This window comes from Humiphilus diazotrophicus (genome assembly GCF_059726315.1).
Window position 1 is genome coordinate 3,899,160 of the sequence record NZ_AP040870.1, and the last position, 18,652, is coordinate 3,917,811.

The 18,652-nt window shown below is 52.5% G+C and carries 15 protein-coding genes; 11 read left to right on the forward strand and 4 right to left on the reverse strand.

Annotated elements, in window-relative coordinates; translation table 11 throughout:
* Positions 1 to 43: 43 nt before the first annotated feature.
* A complete protein-coding gene (locus AC6I7T_RS16670; RefSeq protein ID WP_497788456.1) occupies positions 44 to 1,141 on the forward strand; it encodes a Rieske 2Fe-2S domain-containing protein in 1,098 nt (365 codons plus the stop codon).
* Between the two features lie 507 nt (positions 1,142 to 1,648).
* Here the strand turns inward: AC6I7T_RS16670 and AC6I7T_RS16675 are convergent.
* Together AC6I7T_RS16675 and AC6I7T_RS16680 are read right to left on the reverse strand one after the other, a co-directional pair.
* Positions 1,649 to 2,785: a serine hydrolase domain-containing protein gene (locus AC6I7T_RS16675; RefSeq protein ID WP_497788458.1), complete on the reverse strand. Its 1,137-nt coding sequence runs from the start codon at positions 2,783 to 2,785 to the stop codon at positions 1,649 to 1,651.
* Positions 2,782 to 3,039 carry a hypothetical protein gene (locus AC6I7T_RS16680; RefSeq protein ID WP_497788459.1) on the reverse strand — a complete coding sequence of 86 codons (258 nt, stop codon included), beginning with the start codon at positions 3,037 to 3,039 and terminating at the stop codon, positions 2,782 to 2,784. Before AC6I7T_RS16680 ends, AC6I7T_RS16675 begins: the two co-directional genes overlap by 4 nt.
* Before the next feature lie 118 nt (positions 3,040 to 3,157).
* Between AC6I7T_RS16680 and AC6I7T_RS16685 the strand changes: the two genes are divergently transcribed.
* Positions 3,158 to 4,264, forward strand: a complete 1,107-nt coding sequence (locus tag AC6I7T_RS16685) for a sensor histidine kinase (RefSeq protein ID WP_497788460.1) — start codon at positions 3,158 to 3,160, stop codon at positions 4,262 to 4,264.
* Between the two features lie 2 nt (positions 4,265 to 4,266).
* Positions 4,267 to 4,908: a response regulator gene (locus AC6I7T_RS16690; protein WP_497788461.1), complete on the forward strand. Its 642-nt coding sequence runs from the start codon at positions 4,267 to 4,269 to the stop codon at positions 4,906 to 4,908.
* A gap of 126 nt (positions 4,909 to 5,034) precedes the next feature.
* Here the strand turns inward: AC6I7T_RS16690 and AC6I7T_RS16695 are convergent, their stop codons facing one another.
* Both AC6I7T_RS16695 and AC6I7T_RS16700 read right to left on the reverse strand, forming a co-directional pair.
* Positions 5,035 to 7,533 carry a DUF3536 domain-containing protein gene (locus AC6I7T_RS16695; RefSeq protein WP_497788462.1) on the reverse strand — a complete coding sequence of 833 codons (2,499 nt, stop codon included), beginning with the start codon at positions 7,531 to 7,533 and terminating at the stop codon, positions 5,035 to 5,037.
* A gap of 184 nt (positions 7,534 to 7,717) precedes the next feature.
* Positions 7,718 to 8,407, reverse strand: a complete 690-nt coding sequence (locus AC6I7T_RS16700) for a DNA-3-methyladenine glycosylase family protein (protein WP_497788463.1) — start codon at positions 8,405 to 8,407, stop codon at positions 7,718 to 7,720.
* Between the two features lie 506 nt (positions 8,408 to 8,913).
* Here AC6I7T_RS16700 and AC6I7T_RS16705 point away from each other — a divergent pair.
* The 8 genes from AC6I7T_RS16705 (at position 8,914) to AC6I7T_RS16740 (ending at position 18,650) form a co-directional block, all read left to right on the forward strand.
* On the forward strand, positions 8,914 to 9,780 hold the full coding sequence (locus AC6I7T_RS16705; RefSeq protein WP_497788464.1) for a cytochrome c3 family protein: 867 nt from the start codon (positions 8,914 to 8,916) through the stop codon (positions 9,778 to 9,780).
* Entirely contained in the window at positions 9,777 to 12,974 is a 3,198-nt protein-coding gene (locus tag AC6I7T_RS16710) for a TAT-variant-translocated molybdopterin oxidoreductase (protein WP_497788465.1), read from the forward strand. Before AC6I7T_RS16705 ends, AC6I7T_RS16710 begins: the two co-directional genes overlap by 4 nt.
* 15 nt (positions 12,975 to 12,989) lie before the next feature.
* Positions 12,990 to 14,414, forward strand: coding sequence for an NrfD/PsrC family molybdoenzyme membrane anchor subunit (gene nrfD / locus AC6I7T_RS16715; protein WP_497788466.1), 1,425 nt, complete (start codon positions 12,990 to 12,992; stop codon positions 14,412 to 14,414).
* Complete coding sequence (locus tag AC6I7T_RS16720) at positions 14,414 to 14,956, forward strand: DUF3341 domain-containing protein (protein WP_497788467.1); 543 nt, start codon at positions 14,414 to 14,416, stop codon at positions 14,954 to 14,956. The genes nrfD and AC6I7T_RS16720 overlap by 1 nt, the downstream gene beginning before the upstream one ends.
* Before the next feature lie 4 nt (positions 14,957 to 14,960).
* Positions 14,961 to 15,752 carry a c-type cytochrome gene (locus tag AC6I7T_RS16725; RefSeq protein ID WP_497788468.1) on the forward strand — a complete coding sequence of 264 codons (792 nt, stop codon included), beginning with the start codon at positions 14,961 to 14,963 and terminating at the stop codon, positions 15,750 to 15,752.
* Positions 15,753 to 15,769: 17 nt separating this feature from the next.
* Positions 15,770 to 17,044 (forward strand): hypothetical protein, encoded by a 1,275-nt coding sequence (locus AC6I7T_RS16730; RefSeq protein ID WP_497788470.1) that lies wholly within the window; start codon positions 15,770 to 15,772, stop codon positions 17,042 to 17,044.
* Complete coding sequence (locus tag AC6I7T_RS16735; protein ID WP_497788471.1) at positions 17,031 to 17,654, forward strand: hypothetical protein; 624 nt, start codon at positions 17,031 to 17,033, stop codon at positions 17,652 to 17,654. Before AC6I7T_RS16730 ends, AC6I7T_RS16735 begins: the two co-directional genes overlap by 14 nt.
* A gap of 75 nt (positions 17,655 to 17,729) precedes the next feature.
* Positions 17,730 to 18,650 (forward strand): SCO family protein, encoded by a 921-nt coding sequence (locus AC6I7T_RS16740; protein WP_497788473.1) that lies wholly within the window; start codon positions 17,730 to 17,732, stop codon positions 18,648 to 18,650.
* Positions 18,651 to 18,652 lie beyond the last annotated feature (2 nt).

Consider the following 18,652-nt stretch of genomic DNA (forward strand, 5'->3'; position numbering starts at 1 on the left):
CTGATTTGTTCATTGCCGACTAGACTTTCGCTATCATTCATTCATGTCCACTAACGCCAGTTCACCCCTTGGACCTAGCGCGGAGTTGATATTCGACGATTGGTATCCTGCCCTTCGTTCAGAGCAATTAAAGCCAAACAAGCTTGTAAAGGCCATGTTGTTGGGCCTCCCACTGGTCTTGGGACGTCGCGCAGACGGCAAGATTTTTGCCATGCGCGACAGCTGCCCTCATCGTGGAATTCCTCTTTCTTGTGGGTGGTTCAACGGTCGGGAAGTTACCTGCAAGTATCATGGCTGGGCCTTCGAGCCCGTGAGTGGTCAGTGTACGGAGATTCCTTCGTTAACAAGCCATGACACCCTCGACCCCAAACGGATCTACGCAACCGCTTTTCCGTGCGAAGAACGGGATGGCTATGCCTGGGTCTATCTGCCCGAACCGGGGAGTGGACGGTTGCACGAAGACCGTACATTGCCACCTGTTCCGGAGGTTCCGAAGTTTGGAGATCGCTATCGCAGCGCCCACTTGACTGCGGACCTTCCCTGCAACGTAGATCATGGCATTATCGGACTTATGGACCCGGCTCACGGCCCTTTTGTTCATCAGGCGTGGTGGTGGCGTACACGGAAGAGCATTCACGAAAAACAAAAGAATTTTGAGCCCATTCCGCAGGGATTCCGCATGTCCGCGCATGCGCCGTCAGGAAATAGCGCGCCGTACAAACTCCTGGGCGTTTACGGCGAGCCAATTACAACAACGATTGACTTTGTTTTGCCGAATCGTCGTTACGAAACCATTCGTTGCGGCAAGAAGTGGTTTGCGAGCTTGACGACGGTTACGCCTGTGACTCCCAATAGCTGTCGCATTGATGTGTGTGCCGCGTGGAATGTCTTTTACAGCGTCCCGTTAGTAACGACGATTGCGAAGTTCTTTGGTGCACGCTTTGTACGGCAGGATCAGGTAACAATGATTCAGCAGGCCGAAGGCCTGAAGTACAATCCCAGCCTGATGCTGATCGACGATGCCGACCGCCCGGCGAAATGGTATTTTGCTCTGAAGCAGCAACGTTTAAAGGCGTCAGAGAGTGGGGAAATCTTCCAGCATCCAATCCCTGGTCCTGTGACGCTGCATTGGAGAAGTTAGAACAAATTTCAGCCTTGAACTTCATTCCTCCGAGTAGCTGAACTCGGAGGAATGGAGTTTCTACATCTCCGAGCTGGTAATTGCAGAAAGTCTTAAGCATAACCAGAATCCCAAAGACGAATTGGCTTTTGTTCTCTGTCAGGGCTGCCGAAAGCTGTCTTCCTTGGGTATGGAATATTCTCGGTAACCAATGTTGCCGAAAGGTATAGATGCATTGAACCTATACATGTTCACGCGTTCTGTCATTGCTTCCTCACCTCCAAGACTACTCAAGCAGTGTCTTGCAAATGTTCGCGCAGCCCTGTCTCCTTCTACATTTGTTACCGAGAATGTCTATCCACAGTTATCAGAATTGCCGCGGCTGGCCTGAAGGCCAGCCCTGACACAATGCCGCATCAGTAGGCTAGACCACAGACATTTGTGCTCTCACTTGCGATGCTTCACCCACCGGGATGTAGAAACCTCATTCCCCCGAGCAGCTGAACTCAGAGGAGTGAGGGATGATGGTTACTCTTTCAACTGCTTTTCTGCAAGATCAATGATTCCGTCGAGAACGGGGTCCGGATCCAGGGTACCCTTAGTCCCATTGGTGAGGATAACTACTCCCCGGTTACGCTGTGGATCAAGCAAGATAGTTCCATAGAATGTCCCGTCTGATCCAAGAGCACTGCTGAGGACATGATTGTCCAGTGTGTTTTTGTACCAAGCCAGGGCCTGTCCCGAACCATCTGAAGAACCATCGATGACGGTGTGCAGCTTCTTTATGGTTTCAGATTTCAAGGTCGGATTATCTTTTCCACGAAGTCCGGCAAGATTGATCTGCGCCCATTTTGCGTAATCGGCCAGGTTCATACTTACATTCCCGATTGGATTGGCCACCGGAGGAATCTCACTTGCCGAATCATTCGGATCGATGCTCTTCCATTTGTTATCAATCCAGGTATGCCCCCAAGGTGCATTCGATGCGCCGGTGCCAGGCAAGCCAAACTTTACTGTTAGGCCCAATGGCTTTAGTAGGCGAGTTCTTAAGTTCTCTTCCCACGTTTGTCCGCTGACCCTTTCCAATATGACGGCGGCAACGAAGTATCCGAGATTGGAGTACACAACGGTCGTCTTCGGAGTATTAACGGGAGTTTGCTGAAGCATCCAGTTCGCCAAATTGATTCTCTGATGCAGCAAATCCCCTTCGAAATGTGTAGGCACCGTGGCAGCCTGTTCGGGCGTGTCAAATCCCGGAAGACCGCTCCGGTGGGAAAGCAGATCTGTAAGTGTGACTTTTTTGTACTCGGGCAGGATGTCGGGTAGATCCGAGAAAATTTCTCCAACTGTGGTATTCCAGCTGATCTTTCCATCTTGTACCAGGAGTGCAGCAAGTGTCGCAGTCATTGTCTTGGAACTTGAACCGATAAACCAAAGATCCTTGTCTGTAACTCTCTCCGTGCCGTTCGCTATACGGCTTCCCGAAGTTCCAAACTTGAGGGTTCCTTCGCTGTCTACAACTGCAAGGGCGAGAGCAGGGGTGTCTAGATCAGTGCGCCAGTGTGCGACACGCGCGGAGATGTCGCGACTGGACCCGCAGCCAAAGGAAAATGAGAACAAGAGGGTAAGCAGGCAAGCGGCACCTGCTCGCGAAAGACATTTCATTTGTGAAGTCCTTTGTTAATTCCAAGAAGTTTTTGGCATGCGCGGAAAGAAAGCGGTTTGTTTATATCCGGCTGATCCTGATGTTCCTCTTCCAAACTGAGCCACAGCAGGTTTACTCCAACGGCAAATGCAAGAACATCTGCAAGCTCGCGTCTGACGGCGAACATCTTGGGCAGAACCAGAACAAAGATGTGCTCAAAGGTATTGAAGCCGATCATGAGCAAACTGTATCGGGCAGAAGATCTTTGGCACATCGGCCAGAGGATGATTCTCGATCTGCTACTTCTGGCCGATCCTTGAAATGCAACTCGCGTCTAAACTTTCTTCATGGATGCGAGGCGGTTATTACAATGTGCCGGTATTGGTGCCAGCATGATGATCGGACTGAGCGGGATCGTTGACGTTCAGATGTCGTTAGGCCGAAACCCAGTCAATCCTGTTGCAGCTTTCCAGTTCGTTGCGTTATTGGGATTTTCGATTGCCTTCTGGTACAACACACGCGCGGGCATCGGACGTCGACGCTGGCTGGCTATTACGCTATTTGTCTTACAATTTTCGGTTCAGCTTATTGGTCTGCCTGGAGAGCTGGTTTATCTGATGGCCGTTGAGATTCCTTTCATCATCCAGGGGCGAGCAGCATTTTACTGGCTTGCCGGTCTCGATGTTGGGATCACCGGAATCATGATAATCGCCACTTTTACAGGTGATCTTGCGGTAAGCGAAACGGTAATGCATACAGGACGGGGACTAGCCGCTGTTTTGACTGAGGCTATGGCGTTTGCGTGGACCCTGGTTGCCTTTAGTGCCGGATATTTAATCCTCCAGCTGGAGGAAGGCCATAGGGCTACCATTTGGGCAAAAGCACAGTTGGAGGCCTCTCAATATCTGTTAACAGAAGCAACGCGTGTAGGGGAGCGCCTTCGCATCTCTCGCGAATTGCACGATACTGTCGGGCATCACCTTGCAGGACTCGCCGTAAATCTGGAACTCGCCAGCGAACTGAGCAGCGGACCTTCTGTTGTTCCTATCCGCAGGGCACAACTCGTTACTAAGTCTCTTTTGGCAGAGACTCGCGATGTAGTACATTGCATGGGGCAGAATCAATCTCTAGATCTCAAATCTGCTGTTGAAGGCCTAACGAAAGTGATAAAGCAGCCGCGGTGTCATCTGGAGATTGCACCCGATCTGGCACTTGGCCCGGCAGAGGCGCGCACGCTCTTTCGCTGTGTACAAGAGGCCATGACGAACACGGTACGACATGCCGAAGCAAAGAATATCTGGCTCAAAATATGGCGACAGGCGGATCGGATTTCTTTTGAGTTCTCCGACGACGGGCGAGGTGCTGCACAGGTAATTGCCGGTTGTGGTTTACGCGGCATGAAAGAACGCCTGTCAGAGCTCGAAGGCAGTTTGAAAATCGAAACATCACCTTCCCGGGGATTTCGTTTAGGCGGCTATATTCCAGCTAACAGGGGATAACAATGATCAGCATCGTGGTTGTCGAGGACGAGACTCTTACCCGCCAGGGACTAGTCGAACTTCTCGGCCTGAAGACAAACTTTCAGGTTGTCGCTGAAGCCGCTGATGGAGAGGAAGCGTTAAGAGTCATCCGAGAGAAATGTCCTGATGTGGTCTTGATGGACATCCGACTTCCACATCTTTCCGGAGTAGAAGTGCTCGAACATCTGCAACAGGAAAAGCTTTCAGTTCCCGTTATTTTGATCACGACCTTTGACGAAGACGAAGCACTGCTACGCGGACTTCGTGCAGGTGCTCGAGGCTATCTCCATAAGGATATCTCGCTCAACCAGCTCACCCAGAGCATTGAAGCGGTACTCGCCGGAGAGACTGTATTGCGTCCCGCCATCACCGATCAAGGTTTAAAGCGGCTGCAATCGTTAGGCCCACAATTTGAGAGTGCGGAGATGCCGGAATCGCTCACCGCCAGAGAAAAGGAAGTTTTGCGGCTTATGGCCAGTGGTCTGAGTAATCGCGAGATTGCCGAGTTGCTTGGGAATTCCGAAGCGACGATCAAAACCCACGCTTCCACAATTCTGTCCAAGCTAGGGGTTAGAGATCGAACCCGAGCAGTGTTGAAGGGGCTGGAGCTGGGATTAATCTAGGACAGAACGGAGAAAGGGCACAGCATCTGCTGTGCCCTTTCTCGATATTCTCTACATTTGGCAATGGCCAGGAAAGTATCAGGTATAACTTCCGTCATACCGAACGATCTTTCCTTTGCTACAGCCTCACTTTCGCGTTGCAGGCTGTAGCGTCTGAGAGGCTGAATCGATTTCGATAATTAACTCTTCCACGGAAACCGAAAGACAGACTCCCAATTCCTCGAACTTATGCTTCCAGCGAATCGAAGCGTCGTCCTCCATTTCCGCCAGTAGTTCCTTCGAGCCGCGGAGAATGTCGTACCAAATGTTTTGAGCCTGCCACAGGTTTAGCGTAAAGGGGAGCTCCTTCAGCGCGTGAGCAGTCTCCAGCGCATGGTCCAGTGCTTCTTCTCCCGTGGGATTTACCTGCAGATCGTCCATGGCACGCTTCATCCGCAGATCGGCAAGATAGCCGAGCAAACGGGTATCCAGCGTTACCTGGTCGTCCTGAGCTAATTTCAGGAAGGAACGCAATTGCGCTTGGTCAATCACGTCGCCTTCCAGAGCACGGCGCAATCCGGCATTAATCGCAAAGCCGGCGGCCAGACTCAAAGCCGGTGGACGCGGCAATCCCGCATGGCTGAGATAGTGCAAAAGACTGGCATGATCCTCGTAGATTGTGCACAGGCTGTTTTCCACTTCCCACAAGGTTGAATTCAGGATCAGTTGGACAATACGACGCTGGTCGTCGGAGAAGAGAGAAGTCAGCGTGTACTTAAGGCTTCCGTAATAGCGATCGAGAAGACGTACTACATCCGGGAAGTCCGCACTGTTCACTGCTTTTTCCAGTTCCGCTGTTAAAGCAGAGAAAGCATCGTTATCGGAAGGAGAATGTAACTTCACCGCCGCATTGATGTTCTGATCGCCGAAATGGAGAGCAGCAAATGAGACTGTTTCATTCCATTCTGTAACTGTTGAAGATACATGAGCTTTGCCCACGGCAAGGCGGCCACGGCCGGAGCTGAAGATCTGATAGTTCAGACGGCGAATGTTGTAAATGAAAAGCTTCGTCTCTTCCGGATAATTTCCAAAAACCGAACTGATCGCATAGTGCGCAGCAACCTGTTCCAGACCAATCTGCATACCTTTGATCTGATCTGCGAAGATGCGAGCCCCATTCCCCTTTTCCGGCACATTGCTCTTTGCCTCGGCTAAGCACCGGACAAAAGCCTCTTCCAGGCCTGAAGCACGTCCTCCGAAGAGGACAGAAGCCAGCTGGAGTGCCCGGGCGGCGTAAGCAATGATCTGTACGGTTTCAATTCCGGAGATATCCTCGAAGAACCAGCCGCAGCTGGTGTACATCAACTGCAGCTGCCGTCCAAGTTCCATTAACCTCAGTGCTTTGGTTCTTTCTTCCGCGCTAAGTTTATGGCTGGCATGTTTTTCGAAGAAATCGGCAATTGTTTCGGTGCTGCGATTAAGAATGACGCTGATATAGGAGTTGCGCGCCTCCCACACATCAAGGAAAAGGCGTTTCGCATGTTCTGCAAACAAAGGAGTTACTGCATCTCGCAACTCGTCTAGCGCCTGGCGTAAAGGTGCACGCCATTTCAGATTCCACCCAGGTCTACCGCCGCAGCCGCAATCGGAACGCCAGCGCTCTACTCCGTGAGCACAACTCCATGAAGTGTTTTCATAAATCTGCGCTTCGAAAGTAGGCGGGAACTTGGCAAGATATTCCCCGTAGTTTGTTAGCTTTGCCAGCTTTTGTCGTTCGATATATCGAAAGGCATAGGAAAGAGCCATCTCTCCGTAGCGATGGTGGTGTCCGTAACTTTCTCCATCGGTTGCAACGTGTACGAGCTGCGCCCCGGGGACGTCATTCCGGAATCCCTGTGCGAGACGGCGGGCAAACTCTTCACCGCTGTTCAACAGACCTTCAAAAGCAATGGCACGGGAACGGGGACCGTCATAGAAAAACACAGCAATGCTCAGACCACTGGCGAAACGAACAAGATAGGGACGGCTAGTGTCGACATTCGCACTCGGCGTATCTGTCCAAGCAGCGGACGCAGGATTAATCGAGCGTATACGCGCGCATTGATGTGGTGCGAGAACGGTAAAGCGAATGCCATGTTTGGCCAGAAGCTCAAGTGTTTCGTTGTTTGCTGCAGTTTCCGCCAGCCACATTCCTTCTGGACGATGACCAAAGCGATATTCGTAATCGGCTATGCCCCAGCGAATCTGTGTGATCTTGTCGCGGGTATTGGCCAGAGGCATGATTGCGTGGTTGTAAACCTGGGCCATCGCGGAACTATGTCCGCCATAATTCTTTCTGCTGCGAGATTCTCCATCCAGAATCATCTCGTAGGTTTTTGGATTGTTCTCTTCGAGCCAGGAAAGCAGTGTCGGACCGAAATTGAAGCTCATTCGCGCGTAGTTATTGACTATGCGAATGATCTGATTCTTCGGGTTAACGATACGGGAGGCGCCATTCGTGGCGTAACACTCCGTGCAAATCCTGTCGTTCCAATCGTGGTAGGGAGCTGCACTATCCTGGGTTTCGACGGCTTCGAGCCAGGGATTCTCTCTGGGCGGCTGATAGAAGTGGCCGTGAATACAGATATAGCGCTCAAAAACAGACATGGAACCTATCCTAGCTGCACCGGACCTTTTACAACTAGCTTCCACCCCAGGAAGTGAACCCTTATAGCTTCAGAAGAGAAATCCTTCCCGCTTTGGTGGTAACCCCACCTTTGTGCAGTCTGGTATCTCTTGCTTACGGGCAAAAGACACAGCCAGCTCATATTAGAGCATTTTTTGCCTGAAATTAAGCCGGAGGAGGAGAAGGAGAGTTTGCCAGATCACAAGCACGCCAAAGATACCAACTTGCAACCGAACGCCAGGGACGCCATCGCTCGCCGCGCTTCAGAATCTGGGCTGGAGTAGGGAGCATATCGGATGTAAAAGGTTTCTTCTTTGGAATTTTTCCAAAGGTCAGCGCAAAACCCTTTCGGACTCCGAAGTCGCTTACGGGAAGGACATCGGGCCTGCCTAATCGAAAAATCAACAACATTTCGACTGTCCAGGGTCCGATTCCTCGAACCTCCGTCAAACGGTCGACGATTTCTGTGTCGGATAAACGACGGATGTGGGCCAGACTTGGCACGGTACCATCAATCGTCTTTGCGGCAAGGTCTCGTAAGGCAAGCGTTTTACCGCGTGATACTCCGGCTGCTCGCAAGACTTCGTCGCTAGTGGTAAGTAGCAACTCCGGACTTGGGTGAAAATCTCCAAAAATTGCCAGCAAGCGCTTGAGAATTGTTGCCGCAGCTTTCCCGTGTAATTGCTGGTAGATGATTGCTTCCAGTAAAGCCTCAAAAGGGGAGTGAGAGCTCTGCACCTTCAGCTGGAAGTGCCCAACCTGTTTGATCAGTTTGCCCAATACCGGATCGGCTGCGGAGAGCTCTTCGCATGCCTGTAGCGCGTTGTAGCGCACTGTGCGTCGACCGTCGCTCATGTCTAGAGAGTGTATACGGGGCCGGACAAGAAACAGTGATTCTGCGGGCCATCTCCAAAACGAGAAAGAGCACCTCAGTTTAGGAAGCGGATAAATTTTTGCGACGCAGATTCGTAACAAGGAATCTTCATGATGTGGGACGAGCTAACAAAAAATTTCACCAGATGAGATGTACTTCCCGGGTAGATTGTAAAACCCCAGTGAATATAGGGATTCCGTAGTTGTCATCACAAGTCGTTGTGACAATAAAAGCACAAAAAGCAAGAGAAAAAATGCAAAATTTTTCTCCAAGATGGCCTTGGTGACTTGCAAAGAGTCTCGCACTGCTATATTCATTTTTTTTGGGGTATCTCTATCCCATAGGTATTTGTGTCTATAGATTTGCTTTAAACACTAACTGTGTGACCGCTGCACATAACATGTGTGACTGCTCTCACAGCTGAAAATTCATTCAACCATTGCAGGTCTTACCGCAATTGCACCAATGAGGAAGTAAGGACGCATTCATGGCGCAGATTTTTGACCGCAGTTCAAACGCGCTGGCCCGAATGAGCCTGGTCTTGACGGGGCTGCTTGTGATTGCCCTGGGCGTAACTCTTGATCAGCTGCAAAGGTCACCGTGGGTGACGCGACAAGGACAACGGGCAGATCAGCCGATTCCCTTTAGTCACAAGCACCACGTAACCGGCTTGGGGATTCAGTGTCAGTACTGTCATACCTCGGTGGAGAAATCGAGTTATGCGGGCATCCCACCTACCAGGACCTGTATGAACTGTCACTCGCAGATCTGGACAAATGCCACTTTGCTGGAACCAGTTCGCAATAGCTGGGCGACAGGAGAGTCGATTCCCTGGGTTCGCGTCCACGACCTCCCCGACTATGTCTACTTCAATCACGAAATCCATGTGAATAAAGGCTTAGGATGCTCGACCTGCCATGGTCGTGTGGATCAAATGCCGCTGATGTATCAGCAGAACACGCTTCAGATGGAGTGGTGCTTGAACTGCCACCGTAATCCGGGCCAGAATTTGCGCCCGACGAGCGAGATCTACAACATGGCTTGGACTGGTCCTTCCAATGACAAGCCGGTATGGTGTGCGTCGGCTGGTCCCCAGTCTGGACTTCCTACTGCACAATCCGTCAATTGCACGACTGCTGAGCCTACAGCAAAAGGTGGCGGACTTGCCTCCTTGTCGCTCTCGTTGCCCACGGTTCATGCGCAGACGGCTTCCGATGCGCCTGCGGCTAAGCTGCCGGCAAACATCATCTACCAGAAATTCACTAGCCAGGCTGCCCTCGGTCAGTATCTGACCCAGCAATATCGCATTCGCACGCCACAAGAGCTGAGCAGCTGCGAGGTCTGTCACCGATGAGCATGGAACGGCACGATCTGAGCGGCGCTATGGGCACTGGACCAAACGGGACAAACGAAAGACGCGACGAAGAGATGGCAAACGGGAACAACAATGGACTCGTGAAGCTGGAAGCCTCGGCCGAACGGAAGGGGCTGACGCTGGAGCAAGTACGCGCGGCACTCAAAGACAAAAAAGGCAAGAAATACTGGCGCAGTCTGGACGAGCTTGCGGAGACGCCCGAATTTAATCGGCTGATGGAGCAGGAATTTCCAGGGCAAGCTTCCGAGTGGGTAGATCCTGTATCTCGCCGTGGCTTCTTGAAATTGATGGGAGCTTCGGTAGCGATGGCAGGTTTGGCTGGTTGTACCAAGCAGCCGGATGAACCGATCTATCCCTACATCAAACAGCCTGAAGATCTCGTCCTTGGTAAGCCGGTCTATTTCGCCACTGCGCATCCCTTTCCTACAGGGGCCGTGCCTCTACTGGTCAAGACGGATGCTTTCCGGCCGATCAAGATCGACGGCAATCCGGAACATCCGGTAAATCGTGGTAGTTCCGATACGTTCACTCAGGGTTCCCTCCTGGAGCTATACGATCCCGATCGCTCGCAGCATGTGACCTATCGCGGAGAAAGCCGCGAATGGGCTGCCTTCCTTTCGGCATTTCGCGCAAAGCTTGCTGCGAAGAAATCCTCCGGTGGTCAGGGAATCTATTTCCTCTCCTCGACGGTGACATCGCCAACGCTGGCAGCGCAGTGGAAGAAGGCACAGGCAAATTATCCGAATGCCAAATTCCTCCAATACGAACCGGTCAATCGCGATTCTGCCTATGCGGCATCGAAACAGGCTTTCGGTGAGTTCCTGGATGCACAGTACAAGCTGGAAGCAGCGGATGTAATTGTCACGCTGGACGCAGACTTCCTCTCCGGCGCTGGTTTTCCAGGTTTTCATCAGCTGGCTCGCGAGTTTGTTCGCCGCCGCAAGCTTGAAAACGGTGTAGAGATGAATCGCCTATACGCGGTTGAAAGTCTCTCGACGACCACCGGACTCAAGGCGGAGCATCGTCTCGCTCTTCGGGCCGCAGAGATTCCGGTCTTTGCCGTTGCGTTGGCTGGGGCCGTAGGTGTTTCCGGCGTGAATGCGAACTATGGCTGGACTGAGGAGCAGAGGAAGTTTCTCGCAGCGGTTGCGAAGGACCTGAAGGCGCATGCAGGCAAGTCTTTGGTGGTTCCCGGTGAGCAGCAGTCAGCTGAGGTTCATCTAGCGGCTCTGGCGATCAACCAGGCGCTTGGGAATATCGGAAAGACGGTTGTCTTCACAGAGACAGTGAATCCGATGCCTTCGATTCAGGCAGAGGATCTTAAGACTCTGGTTAACGACATGAATGCCGGAAAGGTCGAGTGGCTGGTGGTTCTAAACACCAATCCGATGTACTCGGCACCGAGAGATCTCCGGTTTGAAGCTGCGCTTGAAAAGGTCAACACTCTGGTTCATCTCGGATTGCATTCCGATGAAACAGGACAGCAGGCGGTTTGGCATATCAATGCGGCGCACTATTTGGAGTCCTGGTCCGATGCTCGTGCTTACGACGGCACAGTGTCGATTATCCAGCCCATGATCGATCCCCTTTATGGAGGTCGCACGGCGCACGATGTTATCCAGGCAATGGTTGATGAGCAGGCGGGACGCACTGCTTACGATCTGGTCCGAGCAAATTGGCAGCCTCAGCTTTCGAAGGGTGATTTCGAGCTGAACTGGCGCAAGGCGCTCCACGCCGGCTGGATTGAAAGCACCGCGTTTGAGCCCAAGACTGTAACTCCAAAAGTTACAGCGATACAGGTTCCATCCGTTCCATCCGCAGATTCGCTGGAGATTGTCTTCCGTGCGGATTCGACAATCTACGATGGTCGCTATTCCAACATCGGCTGGCTGCAAGAGCTTCCCAAGCAAGTCACTAACCTGTCCTGGGACAATGCAGCCTTGGTGAGTCTGAATACTCTGGGCAAGATCGGCGCAATTGAAGCCGATGTTCTTGAGATCGAACTGAAGGGCAATAAGGTTCTCGCTCCGGTCCTGGCGGTTCCGGGGCACCCCGATAACACCATCACACTGCCTCTTGGTTACGGTCGTCTGAAGGCTGGCCGTGTTGGCAGCGGGGCTGGATTCAATGCGTTTCTGCTTCGGACCTCCGATGCCCCTCTGTATGCCACGGGAGCAAAGGTTCGCAAGACCGGCGATGTTTGGGGATTGGCTGTTACCAAGAGCCACTATGGCGACAAGCGCTCGACTGCCAACGGTGGAGATGGCAGCGGAACCCATTCGCTGGAAGGCAACGAAGCGATGGATCGCGGCATTATCCGTTACGCCACGCTTGAGGAGTTCAAGAAAAATCCAAAGTTCGCCCATGAAGGCGAAATGAGGGAAGAGCCTTCCAAAGATGAGAGTCTTTTCCCCAACTGGCGTTACGACGCTAATGCTTGGGGAATGTCTATCGATCTGAACTCCTGCATTGGGTGTAACGCTTGTGTCGTGAGCTGCTATGCAGAGAACAACATTCCAGTAGTCGGTAAGCAGCAAGTGCGGATTGGCCGAAACATGCAGTGGCTACGCATCGATACTTACTTCGAAGGCGACCTGAATGCTCCACGGGCGCATTTCCAGCCGATGACTTGTCAGCACTGCGAGAATGCTCCATGCGAACAGGTTTGCCCGGTCGGTGCGACAGTGCATACGCCGGAGGGCCTGAACACAATGGTCTACAACCGTTGCGTCGGTACCCGCTATTGCTCGAATAACTGCCCCTACAAAGTACGCCGTTTCAATTTCCTACTCTTCTCCGATTTCGAGACTGAGAGCTTGAAGCTGATGCGCAATCCCGATGTGAGTGTTCGCAGCCGCGGAGTAATGGAAAAGTGCAGCTACTGTGTGCAGCGCATCAATGCAGCCAAGATCGAAGCCGATAAGGAAAACCGGAACATTCGTGACGGCGAGATTGTGACAGCATGCCAGCAGGCATGCCCGACCAACGCAATCACCTTCGGGAATATCAACGACAAGAACAGCCGTGTAGCAAAGCTGAAGGAGCAAGAGCGTACCTATCACGTGCTGGCTGATTTGAACATCCGTCCACGCACCAGCTACGTCGCCGGTGTTGTGAATCCGAACCCTGAACTCGCCGAGGCGCCGATAGAACATGCGCCCGCGCATAGCTGAGAGGTCTGACCGATCATGGCAACGAAAGATATCCGGCCGAAGGATCCGATGATCGATCCCGTAACGGGCGAAGTACGGGTCATCGCACCAGGACACACCTTTAAGTCGGTCACTGAGCTGATATCGCGTATCGTGCTGACGCCACATACGCCGTTGGGCTGGTTTGCCCTATTTGCGATTGCCGGCGGGGTAGCCACGGTTCTTCTGGTGGCGGTGGTTTGGCTATTTCTGAAGGGCGTCGGCATTTGGGCTATCACCCAGCCGGTCGCTTGGGGCTTTGCCATTATCAATTTCGTCTGGTGGATCGGTATCGGTCACGCCGGTACTCTGATTTCGGCAATCTTGCTGCTCTTCAAGCAGTCCTGGCGAAACTCCATCAACCGCTTTGCCGAGGCCATGACAATCTTTGCGGTTGTCTGCGCCGGTATGTTTCCGCTGATCCACGTAGGTCGTCCCTGGTTGGGGTATTGGCTCTTTCCCTATCCGAACACGATGAATGTCTGGCCGCAGTTCCGCTCTCCACTTCTGTGGGACGTCTTCGCGGTTTCGACTTACGCAACGATCTCGGTGGTCTTCTGGTACATCGGTCTCGTCCCTGACTTGGGCACAATGCGTGATCGTTCGAAGAGTAAAGTTGGCCAGTATATTTACGGCTTGCTTTCTCTCGGCTGGCGTGGCTCAGTCAAGCACTGGATGCGCTATGAGACAGCTTCTCTTCTCCTGGCTGGATTAGCGACGCCTCTGGTGCTTTCAGTTCACACGGTCATCAGCTTCGACTTCGCAGTGGCGGTTCTTCCCGGCTGGCATACGACGATCTTTCCTCCGTACTTTGTCGCCGGTGCAATTTACTCCGGCTTTGCGATGGTTATCTCCCTGGCGATTCCAATTCGAAAGTTCTATGGATTGGAAGATCTGATTACGATTCGCCACATCGACAATATGGGCAAAGTCATGCTGGCGACCGGACTGATCGTAGCCTACGGCTATTCGATGGAAGTCTTCATGGCCTGGTACTCCGCTTCTCGTTGGGAGTCCTTCATGATGTGGAATCGCATGTTTGGTCCAATGGGCTGGTCCTACTGGATGCTGATTGCATGCAATATCGCGATTCCGTTAACAACGCTGTGGTCGCGTAAGCTTCGCTCGAGTCCGAGTTTTATGTTCCTTATCTCTCTGGTGGTTAACACCGGTATGTGGTTCGAGCGTTTCGTCATTGTTGTGACGAGCCTGTATCGCGACTTCTTGCCCTCATCGTGGGGCACCTATCGCGCGACGAAGTGGGATTATGCCACTTATGTCGGCACGATCGGCTTGTTCCTGTTCTTGTTCTTACTCTTCGTTCGCTTCCTGCCCATGATCCCCATGTCTGAGATCCGGCTGATGCTGCCTCAGGCCAAGGTGAAAGCAAAGCCAGAATCGCTGGCGGAGGCTGGTGACTGATGCCTGTACGTGAAGGTACTTACGGATTGTTAGCCGAATTCGATACGCCCAGTGAACTCGTAGCCGCAGCGAAAGCGGCCTACGATGCGGGCTGGCGTCGTCTGGACTGCTATACCCCCTATCCCGTGGAAGAAGCAGCTGAAGCTATCGGATTTCATCGGAATCGCGTTCCCTTGGTGACACTGGTTGGCGGCTTAATGGGGCTCGCAGCAATGTTCCTGTTGGAGACCTGGATTTCGGTGATTGCCTATCCGGTCAACATCGCGGGGCGTCCACTTTATTCCTGGCCTGCATTCGTTGTGCCGGCATATGAGTGGACGATCTTGTTTGCAGGGCTTTCTGCAGCATTTGGAATGCTGGCAATGAACGGCCTGCCATGCCCTTATCACCCGCTCTTCAACGCGCCGAACTTCCGCAATGGAGCAACATCGGACAAATTCTTCCTATGTCTCGAAGCTGACGATCCGCAATTCTCTCCGGCTGAGTCACGGGAGTTTCTGGAGAGCTTTAAACCTGTCTCCGTAGTGGAGGTGGAGTATTAACGCGATGAAAGCAATTCGCTCAAGGCATGTGCGGTCGCGTTGGATGGCAGCTTCCGTTGTAGCAGTGTTTGCACTGCTTACAGGTTGCCGTCAGGACATGCATGACCAACCGAAGTTCATCCCGCAGCGCGGAACCTCGTTCTTTGCAGATCACCGCTCAGCCCGTCCGCAGGTAGAACACACGGTGGCACGTGGTCAGCTACGCGAAGATGCCTACTACTATACCGGTGTTGTTCCTGGGCCAAACGGTTATAGGGAAGAGCGCAACGAGATGCCTTTCCCGGTTACGATGGAAGTTTTGAAGCGTGGTCAGGAGCGCTACAACATCTACTGCACTCCATGCCACTCTCGTGCAGGCAATGGTTTGGGCATGATTGTGGATCGCGGCTACAAACCTGCGGCGAACTTCCACGACCAGGTTCGTTTGTCGCAACCGCTGAGCCACTATTTCTATGTCATGACCAACGGTTATGGTGCGATGCCGGAATATGCGTCACAGTTAACGCCGGAAGATCGTTGGGCTGTTGCAGCATATATTCGTGCGCTGCAGCTAAGTCAGAATGCGACAGAGAAAGATGTTCCAGCCGGAACTCAGATTGAAAACTTGAAGGACATTGCGGTTCAAGAGGGTTATCCGGCAGAGTTTGCTTCTCCGTGGAAGTTGCCGACGACTGGAATTCAAGCTCTACCGATCGACAAGAATCAGGGGAATCCTGGAATGGCTCCGGCCTCTCCCTCGAAACCGATTATGACCCCGCGCACCGGCGCTGCGGGTCAGCCACAGAGCACGAAATAAGGATGCAGGAAGAACCCATGGCACACGGACATAACGCCAAGACATTGCCCGCGGATCTCAACGCCCCGGCCTTCGTGAACGGTTGGCGCACCCGCGCATTAGGGATTGGTGTTCTCTTTACGATCCTCTCGGGGATATTGGCGTGGCTCGATCACTCGATCGATCACACGCTACGCGCCTGGTTGCTGGGATACATGATGTGTTTCGGCTTCGCCGTAGGTGGACTGGCTCTCCTGATGGTGCAGTATCTATCTGGAGGCAAGTGGGGACTACTCATTCGTCGTCCGCTGGAAGCGATGAGCCGTACTCTGCCGCTCGTCCTTATCTACTTTCTCCCCATCGGAATCTTTGCCCGCAAGCTCTATCTGTGGGCTACCTATCCCGACGCTGAAGAAGCCCTAAAGGCAGGCTTCATCAATGAAGCGCAGGCGCACGCGATTGCTTTCAAGCATCCGATGCTCAATGTGCAAACGATGTGGATCGTTTCCCTGATTTGCTTCGCTATCTGGTTCTACTACATGCTGCGTTTGAACAGCCTTTCCCTCAAACGCGATGCAGATACCGAACAGGAACCTTTCTACTGGCAGAAGAAATTTGAAAATCTTAGCGGCTTTGGAGTTCTGATCTACTCCATCACTCTGACAGCAGGTGCAATCTACTGGGTTATGTCGCTTGATCCTACCTGGTATTCATCTGTATATGGATTGCTCTTCCTCGTCGGCCAGGGATATGGTGTGCTGGCCTTGACGATTGCCACGGTAATTGGATTGTCGAAGGCAGATCCCATTCGCACGGTTCTTCGTACTACAGAACAGCATGATCTCGGCAAATTAACCTTTGCTTTTGTCATGCTCAATATCTACTTGGCTTTCTGCCAGTTCCTGATTATCTGGTCAGGCAACTTGCCGGAAGAGATTCCCTGGTACCTCGATCGTATCCGCGGAGGCTGGGGTGTCATCATCACACTTGACTTTATCTTCCACTGGCTTGTGCCCTTCTCCTTGCTGCTTTCGCGCGATATCAAGCGGAATAAGAGCCGGTTGGCAAAAGTCGCTTGTTGGATGATCTTTGCTCGGGCCTGGGATCTCTTCTGGCTGATCGAGCCAAACTTTGCGGATGCCAAGCGAAACCTGCATTTCTCCTTCGGCATTCTGGAATACGCAACAGTACCTGTAGCATTAATTTCTTTCTGGATGGCTTACTTCTTTACTCAGTTGAAGCAGCGTCCTCTGGTTGCAACGAACGACCCGCATGTGGCGGAGATCCTGGAGCCTGAACATGCCCACGCATAACGGACACGACGATCAGAAAAACACCCACGACAGACAGGGGTATGAATCGACAGATGTCAATGTCTCAGGAGTCATCGTCTTTCTGGTTGGCTTGACGCTTTTTGTCACTGTCTTCTTCGTCTTCTGCTTTGGCATGGGAAAGGTAATTAATACCGCTCTGCAACGGCGTGATGGGCCACCGAACAAGTGGAATAGCTTGGCAAGTACTCCCACAGGCAAGCTGCGAAACATGACTCCCAGTCCACAGCTTCAGCAGGAGCAGCTCGCGCAGCTTACACAGCGCTTTGTTACTCCTCGTCTGCAGTCGGATGACGGCAATCAGGAAACAGCGGATCTGCATGCTAAGGAAGATCTTCTTCTGGAGCACTATTCCTGGATAGATCGGAATCAGGGTAAGGTGAGGATTCCAATCGAGCAGGCTATGCAACTGATTGCTCAGCGGGGGCTTCCGGTGGTGCAGGGAAGTGCCGCAACTTCGACTCCGCTGATGACTGCCGATTCTAAGCCGGTTGTGCAAGCTCCACTGACAGATGGGTTTGCACGAACAAGCTACGAACAGGAAGCAAGGGAGACGATTAAGCAGTCGGCCAGCATGGAAAAGCCCCACTAAGCAGAACATGCGATATCAATTTGAACCTGAAAAAGAAAAGGGATTTAGGAGTCTAGGCTCCAGCAGAGGTTAAAGATGATTCAAGACTCAGGCAAATGGCGGAAGACAGCTTGGCGCGGATCGCTTGCGCTACTGTGCGGTGTATTGGCCGTGGCCTGTGTCGCGCCCGAGGGACGCGCCCAGGTTTCGTCCTATGGTGACAAGGCGATGGGTGAACCCAACGACCATCCTCCCAGCATTCTCAATAAGGTCGTTATCACACAACGCTTGAACCAGCAGTTACCGCTCGACAAGGAATTCAGGGATGAGGCAGGGAAGAACGTTCGACTTGCCGACTACTTCGGGAAAAGACCAGTAATCCTAGCTCTGGTCTATTACCAATGCCCGATGTTGTGCTCCGAGGAGTTGAATGGGCTTGTTGGTGCGCTGCAAATGGTGAAGTTTACTCCGGGAAAAGATTTCGATGTTGTTGTTGTCAGTATCGATCCCAGTGAGGAGCCAGCGTTAGCAGCTGCCAAAAAAGCATCTTATCTGAAGCGCTATAAGCATCCGGAAACAGCGGCAGGTTGGCATTTTCTGACGGGTCAGCAACCTGCGATCAATGCTTTAGCGGAAGCTACCGGTTTTGGCTATGTTCGGGTCCCCGGGCCAGACGGAAAGCTGAATCAATTTGCGCATGCCAGCGCAATTCAGATTGTTACGCCGGAAGGGCGTATCGCTCAGTATTACCTGGGCGTGGAGTATTCGCCGAAGGATATTCGGCTAGGTCTGGTGGAAGCTTCTGCTCACAAGATCGGTACGCCGGTCGACAACATTCTGACGTACTGCTACCACTACGATCCAAAGTTGAACCGCCATAGCTTGGTCGTGGCAAGAACTGTGCAACTGGGTGGGGTTGTCACGGTGCTGAGCCTTGGAAGCTTCATGTTAGTCATGTTCCGGCGAGACGCCCAGCGGGACCGCCAGAACAGAACCGGAACAAAGGTGAACGGATAACG